This window comes from Sulfurimonas sp., from assembly GCF_028694895.1.
Classification (GTDB): Bacteria; Campylobacterota; Campylobacteria; order Campylobacterales; family Sulfurimonadaceae; genus Sulfurimonas.
On record NZ_JAQVKA010000003.1, the window covers coordinates 53,247 to 61,528 of the forward strand.

At 35.2% G+C, this 8,282-nt stretch carries 6 protein-coding genes and 1 pseudogene; 4 read left to right on the forward strand and 3 right to left on the reverse strand.

Annotated elements, in window-relative coordinates; genetic code table 11:
• Positions 1–125: 125 nt before the first annotated feature.
• Genes PHI38_RS01165 through PHI38_RS01180 form a run of 4 tightly spaced genes read left to right on the forward strand, consistent with a single transcriptional unit; the run spans position 126 to position 5,537 of the window.
• The gene (locus PHI38_RS01165; RefSeq protein WP_299851626.1) at positions 126–1,793 is read left to right on the forward strand and encodes a diguanylate cyclase; all 1,668 of its coding nucleotides are present in this window, start codon (positions 126–128) and stop codon (positions 1,791–1,793) included.
• Positions 1,793–2,887 carry an aminotransferase class I/II-fold pyridoxal phosphate-dependent enzyme gene (locus PHI38_RS01170; protein WP_299851629.1) on the forward strand — a complete coding sequence of 365 codons (1,095 nt, stop codon included), beginning with the start codon at positions 1,793–1,795 and terminating at the stop codon, positions 2,885–2,887. Before PHI38_RS01165 ends, PHI38_RS01170 begins: the two co-directional genes overlap by 1 nt.
• The gene (locus tag PHI38_RS01175; protein WP_299851632.1) at positions 2,884–3,573 is read left to right on the forward strand and encodes an ATP-binding cassette domain-containing protein; all 690 of its coding nucleotides are present in this window, start codon (positions 2,884–2,886) and stop codon (positions 3,571–3,573) included. Before PHI38_RS01170 ends, PHI38_RS01175 begins: the two co-directional genes overlap by 4 nt.
• A complete protein-coding gene (locus tag PHI38_RS01180) occupies positions 3,570–5,537 on the forward strand; it encodes a penicillin-binding protein 1A (protein ID WP_299851635.1) in 1,968 nt (655 codons plus the stop codon). Before PHI38_RS01175 ends, PHI38_RS01180 begins: the two co-directional genes overlap by 4 nt.
• A gap of 27 nt (positions 5,538–5,564) precedes the next feature.
• On the opposite strand, the gene PHI38_RS01185 is transcribed toward PHI38_RS01180, so the two are convergent.
• From PHI38_RS01185 to PHI38_RS01195, 3 genes and pseudogenes are all read right to left on the reverse strand, one after another.
• Positions 5,565–5,987 (reverse strand): hypothetical protein, encoded by a 423-nt coding sequence (locus tag PHI38_RS01185; RefSeq protein ID WP_299851638.1) that lies wholly within the window; start codon positions 5,985–5,987, stop codon positions 5,565–5,567.
• Between the two features lie 141 nt (positions 5,988–6,128).
• Positions 6,129–7,787: a 2-isopropylmalate synthase gene (leuA, locus tag PHI38_RS01190; protein WP_299851641.1), complete on the reverse strand. Its 1,659-nt coding sequence runs from the start codon at positions 7,785–7,787 to the stop codon at positions 6,129–6,131.
• 145 nt (positions 7,788–7,932) lie between these two features.
• Positions 7,933–8,282, reverse strand: a pseudogene (locus PHI38_RS01195) (type I glutamate--ammonia ligase); the annotation flags it as partial.

The following is an 8,282-nucleotide window of genomic DNA, read 5'->3' on the forward strand; positions in this document are numbered from 1 at the left end:
AATTTTATTTTATTGAGACAATTGTCGCAGCTCTAATCATCTTAGTAGCACTCCTTTATGTCAGTTTTATCAGCAATGAACAAGATAAGATAAAAGAGCAGAGCTATCAAAAAGAGGCCTCTTTGATGAGAGAACAAGTAGAGAAGATGATTGTCTATAAACAAAAGGGCACACTTGCTATGGCTTTTGCAATAGCAAATGACAAATCTCTAGCGGATACAATTTTAAGTAATAATATGCAAAACGATTATTATGATGATATCATCTCAAAATTCAGTGCAAATGGCTTGTATAAGAGAAGTTGGATGCAGATTTTAGATAAAGATTTAAACCCTATTTATAGTAGTTTTAATAGACAAAATAGTGTAGAGTTAAACAGTGTAAGAGAAGATTTGATGGAATCATCTGCGCTTGAGAAACCTATAATGTCTATAAGTGTAGGAAATTATAATCTATGTATGCGCGCAATAACTCCAATAATAAAAAATCATAAATTTATCGGTTTGATAGAAGTCTCTTCAGGATTTGACTCAATCTCTTCGCAGATGAAAGATATAGGGATTGACTCTGTAGTAGTTTTAAGTAAAGAGTATAAAAACGCTCTTAAAATTCCTTTTACTAAGATGTTTATAGAAGATTATTATATAGCTAATATAGATGCGCCTATTACGCTTATGGGGTACTTAAGAAGAAATGGTGTTCATAACTATATACACACATCACAAAAGTTTGAAAACGGTTATATTATAAGCACTTTTCCTCTTAAAAATATTCAAAATAGGGTTATTGGACACTATATAATGTTTAAAAAACAAGAGGATGTTTTAAATATTAACCTAGATTTTTTTATGTATAAGTGGTTTAGTATTGCAATAGTCGCTTTTATGATAATGGCTAGTATCTTTGGAAACTTTGCATTTTATAGAAATAAAAGACAGAAGATGTACTATAAAAACATCATTGACTCATCTTCAAATATCGTGATGGTAGTTGATAAAGAGCGTATTATCGATGTGAATAAAACATTTTTTAAATATTTTAATGAGTTTGATACTCTAGAAGAGTTCAAAGCAGAGTATCAATCTATCTCTGATTTTTTTGCTCAAGAAGATGGATGTATAGATGAAGATATGGATGGTGTAAGCTGGCTTGAGTATCTAATGAAAAACCCAAGAAATAATCTTGTAAAAATTCTCTATAATGAAAAAGAGTACTACTTTACTGCTAGTATCTCGCTAATAGCAGAAGATAACGCTCATTACAGTGTGATTTTTACTGATGTAACAGAAGAGAAGATTTACCAAAAAGAGTTAGAACATACAAATATTACTGATCCTCTAACAAAGATTAGAAATCGCTACTACTATAATGAGCAGATAAAAAAAGAGAGTGCAAGCTCAAACAGATACTTCTATCCTCTCTCATTAGTTATCTTCGATATGGACCATTTTAAAAAGATTAATGATAACTATGGACATGACGTTGGTGATAAAGTTCTAATTGAGTACACAAAACTTATAACTACATACTTAAGAGATAGCGATATATTTTGCAGAATTGGAGGAGAAGAGTTTGCTCTTATCCTTCCACACGTAAACAAATCAGACGCCTATAAAATAGCTGATAAAATTAGAATGAAAGTACAAGAGTATAAAAAGATACTTCCTATTACTATGAGTTTTGGTGTAACAGAGTATGTAAAAGGTGAAGATTTAGAAGTCACTTTTAAGCGAGCAGATAAAGCTCTATATGAGGCAAAAAATGCTGGAAGAAACAAGGTTGTTGTTAGATAATGTACTACACAAATGAACTTGAAGCTCTAAAGAGAGCAAAAAGGTACAGAAGCAGAGAGATTGTAGATACATCAATTTTGGATTTTGCCTCAAATGATTATCTAGGACTCGCTCATAATAAAGAGTTACATGAAGCTACATGTAAAACACTTTCAAGCATGCCTCTTCACGCCTCAAAAGCCTCTCTTTTAGTAAATGGATATCATCAGATACATAAAGGTTTTGAAGATGCTCTTTGCGCTGCAAATGGTTTTGAAGATGGAGTTATTTTAGGTAGTGGTTTTAATGCAAATATTGCTCTTATTGAAGCGTTAGTTCGCCCTAAAGACGTGCTTTTTATGGATGAGCGCTATCACGCTTCGGGCATACTAGCAACAAACTTTAAAAAAATCAATGTAAAATTTTTTAAACACAATGATATGCAAGAACTCAAAGAACTTCTTGAATCAACTGAGGCGCAGAGAAAAATAGTTGCAGTTGAGGGAATCTACTCAATGGATGGCGATGTAGTTGATAGAGCTGTTTTTGAGCTTTGTAACGCACATGATGCTATCTTGATAGTTGACGAAGCTCATAGTAGCGGAGTTCTTGGAGAGCGTTTGATGGGTGTTTATGATCACTACAACATAAGCATAAAACCAAACCATATAAAGATGGGAACACTTGGTAAAGCTTATGGAAGTTTTGGTGCATTTATCTTAGCTTCCGAGCACATCATAGAATACCTTATAAACCGAGCAAAGCCTATCATCTATGCAACCTCACTCTCTTTGTATGATACTCTTTTGGCTCATAATGCTCTTAATTTTATGCTACAAAACACAGAGTATTTAAAGCAAGAGATTAAAAATAGACAAGAGATAGTTTATAACGAGCTAGGTATTAAGATGGATGGTTTAATATGCAGTGTTGTTATAAATGATAATGAAAGGGTTATAAAAATCCGCAATGAACTAAGAGAGCAAGGCTACGCAGTTGGCGGTATAAGACAGCCAACGGTTGAGCGCGCCATTATACGTCTTATTGCTAGAGTTGGCGAGAGCTGTGAAGATTTAAGAGCATTATGCAGAAGTTTGGATAAGATAAAAAGATGAAGATATCAAAACTACACATAACTATAGGTGATAAAACTTTAGTAGATATCAGCTTTAACATCAACTCATCTCTCGCTCTTGTTGGGCAAAGCGGAAGCGGGAAAAGCCTTACTATAAAAGCACTGCTCTCAATGTTGCCAAGTAGCATGAAGGTATCATTAGAGTATGAAAATAGTTTTGAACTCATTGCAGGTGAGAGTGTGGCCTTTGTCCCACAAAATCCTTTTACAGCGCTCTCTCCTCTAACAAAGATAAAAAAACAATTTTTTGTCCCAAAAGAGAGAGTTGAGAAGCTCTTTGCTCAAGTAGGTTTGGATATAGAACTCTTAGAGAGATTTGCTCCAGAGCTCTCAGGTGGGCAACTTCAAAGAGTAGTGATTGCTATGGCGCTGAGCCATGAGCCAAAACTAATGCTGCTTGATGAGCCTACAACAGCGCTTGATCCAAAAACTAGAGTTATGATTTTAGAACTCTTAAAAGAGCTCCAAAAGGAGTTTGGCTTTAAGATGCTCTTTGTTACACATGATATGAATTCTGCTAAGATGATTTGTGAAGATATCTGTGTGCTAAAAGATGGTGAAGTAGTAGAGAGTGGAGAGATGTCACATGTAGTTCAAAATCCTACACAAGAGTATACAAAAATATTAATAGACGCAAATTTTGCAAATAGGAATTTTAGAATATGAGAATCATTAGAAATATCTTTTTTACCCTATTGTTGGTTGGGATTTTAACGCCTTTTATTATTGTAGGGTATTTTTTAAAGGAGTATAGCTATGACATCTCTTCGGTCATTGATTATCATCCACCACTTACTACAAGAATATATGACAGAAATGGCGAAAAAATAGCAAACCTTTTTGAAGATGAGCATAGATACTATGCAAGATTTGATGAGATACCTCCAAGGGCTATCGAAGCACTTTTAGCAATCGAAGATACCACTTTTTTTGAGCACTCTGGAATAAACTTTGATGCTATTTTTAGAGCAATCATAAAAGATATTCAAGCAGGTAAATTGGTTGAGGGTGCTAGTACTATCACTCAACAGTTAGTTAAAAATAGACTTCTCACACGAGAGAAAAAAATTTCAAGAAAAATAAAAGAGCTTATATTTGCATTTAAAGTTGAGTTGTCTCTTAGTAAAGAAGAGATTCTTGAGAGATATTTAAATGAGATATATTTTGGGCATGGTTACTATGGTATAAAAACAGCGGCTGATGGATATTTTCATAAAAAATTAAATGAGCTTACACTAAAAGAGACAGCACTTCTTGTTGGCCTTGCTAAAGCGCCAAGTACTTACGCACCAACAAAAAACTATGATATATCAATGGGTAGAGCAAATCGTGTTGTATCAAGAATGTATGCGCTTGGATGGGTAGATGATGAAACATATAATAACTCTTTACTCGAAAAGCCTGTAGTTTTTGATGACACGCTAACTCAAAACAGCGCACCATTTGTTGTAGATGAAGTGCAAAGAAGAGTTGCTGAAATCGGTATAGCTGATTTTAAAACTGGTGGGTATGAGGTATATACTACAATTGATTTAAAGCTTCAAGAAGCAGCAGAGCTTTCACTTAAAAAAGCTTATGATCTCTCAGTGGCTAGAATAAAAGCAAATACCTCTTCCAAAGATAAACAAAGTATAAAAACGGAACTTTTAAATGGTGCATTAATCTCGCTAAATCCAAAAAATGGAGATATTTTAGCTCTTGTTGGGAGCGTTGATTATAAAAAGAGTTCATATAATAGAGCAACACAAGGAAGACGTCAACCAGGTTCAGCTTTTAAACCATTTATCTATCAAGTTGCCCTAGATTTAGGCTATTCTGGGGTAACAGAACTATATGACATTGCGCGAACATATACTTACTTTAAAGATGGAGAAGAGCAGAAGTGGCAGCCAAAGAACTATGAAAAAAGTTATAAAGGACTCTTAACTCTTAGAGAGGCTCTTGTTCACTCAAGCAATCTTGCAACCATAAATCTAGTAAATGATATAGGGCTACCGCAATTACTTAGAGAGTTTAAAAAATTTGGTATCAAAAACCTTCCACCAGATTTATCTATCGCACTTGGAAGTATTACACTCTCTCCACTACAACTAGCTCATTACTATAGTTCTTTTGCAAATGATGGGGTTCAAGTTGAGCCAATCCTTATACGAAACATCGAAAAAGGGCTCACTACTGTTTTTGAGAGTGAGTCAAAGAGTCACTACATTACAAATCCAGCTCAAGCATATATCATGACAACCATACTAAGAGATGTTGTTGAGCGTGGTACTGGACGCTTATCTAGAGTTGCTGGCATTGAGATAGCTGGAAAAACAGGGACTACCAACAAAAACATGGATGGTTGGTTTGCAGGGTATTCTCCAAGCGTTGAAACTGTTGTTTGGTTTGGAAATGACGACAATACACCTATGGATAGAATTGAGACAGGTGGTAGAATAGCAGGACCCGCTTTTGCTATGTACTATGAGAAACTATTAGAGTTATATCCTCAAGTTCCAAGAAAGTTTGAAGTACCACAAGGAATTAAAGAGATTATTGTAAATGGTAAAAAAGAGTACTTTAGCGATACTTCAAAACCGCCACGCACAGATACAGATACAAATACAAACGAGACACTACTCTTTTAGAGCGTGTCTGTTTTTAAAATTTATATTTTAATACTCATCACGAACAATGTTGTGACATCTAAAGCAAGCATGCTCTATATAAGTGTAAGCTCTTTGCGCTTCTTCTCTTCTAACTTGACCAGATTGGTTGTATTTATTATCAATAGCATCTAAAATTATTTGAACATTATGACTTATTATTTGAGCACTCATAACAGCTTCATTAGCTTTATTTTTTTTCTTTTCAGGGAGCATTGCAGAGAACTTCTCTTTGTTTCCAAGCAACTCTTGTGCATGTTTGTCAAAACGTTTGATAGATTGCTCTACACCATCTTGATCGCTTGCAATAAATGCTCTTTGAACTTCACTAAGTTCTGCATTTAAGAGTAGCATATTAGACTTTAAATCATAAGCACTTAGTGATGAAAACAGTAGCGCCACTAAACCAATTACAACTATATTTTTAGACATAACAAAATCCTTTATTTTACAGTAATTAATTGTAGCATAATGTCTTTTGATTGCAAGTAATGTTAAGAGATGATTTTTAAAATTTTCACGATTATAATTTAAGAAAAAGCAAAGAATATACTATTTTCTTTGCTTTTGTTATTAGTTAAAGGCTCTGTTTAATGCACAAAATAGAGCTTTTACAGATGCAGTTGCTATATCGTTATCAGCTCCTACACCAAAGCATGAGAGGGTGTCGCCAGTCTCTATCTCTATATATGCTATCGCTTTTGCAGAGCTTTTATTTCCAAATGAGTGCTCAAAGTATGAGTTGATGCTAAACTCATTTGTATAGTTTTTCATTAAAGCATCTTTGCAGGCGTCAACTGGACCGTTACCCTCCCCATCTGCCACAATCTCTTTGTCGTTATATAGGTATGTCAACGTACATTTTGAGATGCCTTTTACACTAGAGACCGTAAAATCAATCAATGAAACATGCTCTTTTACGCCAAAATAGTTTTCGTTAAATATCTCAAAAATCTCTTCGCTACTTAACTCTTGACCTTTTTTATCGCTTACATCTTGAACTAACTTACCCATCTCTGGATGCATTGCTTTTGGAAGTTGATATCCAAAGTTTTTCTCTAGTATGTAAGCTACTCCGCCTTTTCCAGATTGTGAGTTTATGCGGATGATACTCTCATAACTTCTTCCTACATCATCAGGATCTATAGGTAGATATGGAACTTCCCAATGAGAGGCTGGGTTTGATTTTCTATGTGCCAAACCTTTGTTAATAGCATCCTGATGAGAGCCAGAAAACGCCGTATAAACAAGCTCTCCAACATATGGATGGCGAACATGAGTCTCTATCTCTGTACACTCTTCAACCACAGCTAAAACCTCATTTACATCTGAGAAGTCAAGCTTAGAATCAAGGCCTTGAGTTGTCATGTTGAGTGCTAAAGTTATGATATCAACATTACCAGTTCGCTCACCATTACTAAGAAGTGTCCCCTCAACTCTATCGGCTCCTGCCAAAAGAGCTAGTTCAGTAGCGGCGACACTTGTTCCTCTGTCGTTATGTGTATGAGTTGAAATTATCACATGCTCTCTATTGTCTAGATGTCTGCTCATCCACTCTATTTGGTCTGCATAGATATTTGGCGTTGCCATCTCAACTGTTGCTGGAAGATTGATGATAACTTTTCTACTCTCACTAATTCCCCATCTTGCGGTTACTGCATTTGCTATCTCTGCTGCATAGTCAAGCTCAGTTCCCGTGAAACTCTCAGGAGAGTACTCTAAGTATATCTCGCCATCATGAGAGGCTTCATATTTCTTAACAAGGTCAACTCCCTCAAGGGCTAGAGCAATTATCTCATCTCTTGATTTTTGAAAAACAATCTTTCTTTGAGCTACTGAGGTTGAGTTATATAGATGAACAGTCGCTTTTTTTACACCTTTTAATGCTTCAAAAGTTCGCTCTATCAAATGTTCTCTTGCTTGAACCAAGACCTGAATAGTTACATCATCTGGGATAAGCTTGTCATCAACTAAGCGGCGTAAAAAGTCAAACTCAACTTTTGAAGCAGATGGAAAACCAACCTCAATCTCTTTAAATCCGATTTTGAGTAAGAGTGCAAATAGTGAAAGTTTTTTGTTCATGTCCATTGGATTGATAAGCGCTTGATTACCATCACGTAAATCTACGCTACACCATCTTGGAGCTTTTGTTATGCTGTTATTTGGCCATGTTCTATCTGGCAAATCTATTTTTGGATAGGGACGATACTTCCCTTGTGGAATATTTTTCATAATAAACCTTCATAAAGTAAAATTTCAATAATGCACTCTTATATACAGTTATTGTGATGCGAATTATAGCAAAATTGTGGTTAGTTGATTATTTTAGTAAAGAGTAAATCCCCGCAAAAAGCGAGGTTTAGGGTTTTAAAAAGAGTTAACAGCTATAAGTTGATTTGAACTCATAAGCAGTTGGGCGACTCTCATCAGGCCATATTTGTCTCTCAAACATGTAGTGCTGATAGTCATCGATGAATACATCTGTAAATACAGGCTTTAAAAACTCGTTATCTGCGATTAGAGCTTCAGTTGCCTCTCTTAGAGTATGTGGCATTTGAGGGATACCTTTTTGGCGAATCTCATCAAGGCTTAATTCAAAAAGATCTTCATCCATCGGGCCAACTGGAACAGTTTTATTTTTAATTCCATCAAGACCAGCCATCATAAGAGCTGAGAACGCTAAGTATGTACAAGCAGTAGAGTCAGGGAATCTAACCTCAATACGAG

What these genes read in the sequence shown, in the direction of transcription:
- PHI38_RS01180 (WP_299851635.1), top strand. Translation starts at nt 3,570, where the DNA reads ATGAGAATCATTAGAAATATCTTTTTTACCCTATTGTTGGTTGGGATT.
- leuA (WP_299851641.1), bottom strand. Translation starts at nt 7,787, where the DNA reads ATGAAAAATATTCCACAAGGGAAGTATCGTCCCTATCCAAAAATAGAT.
- PHI38_RS01185 (WP_299851638.1), bottom strand. Translation starts at nt 5,987, where the DNA reads ATGTCTAAAAATATAGTTGTAATTGGTTTAGTGGCGCTACTGTTTTCA.
- PHI38_RS01170 (WP_299851629.1), top strand. Translation starts at nt 1,793, where the DNA reads ATGTACTACACAAATGAACTTGAAGCTCTAAAGAGAGCAAAAAGGTAC.
- PHI38_RS01165 (WP_299851626.1), top strand. Translation starts at nt 126, where the DNA reads ATGAGAGAACAAGTAGAGAAGATGATTGTCTATAAACAAAAGGGCACA.
- PHI38_RS01175 (WP_299851632.1), top strand. Translation starts at nt 2,884, where the DNA reads ATGAAGATATCAAAACTACACATAACTATAGGTGATAAAACTTTAGTA.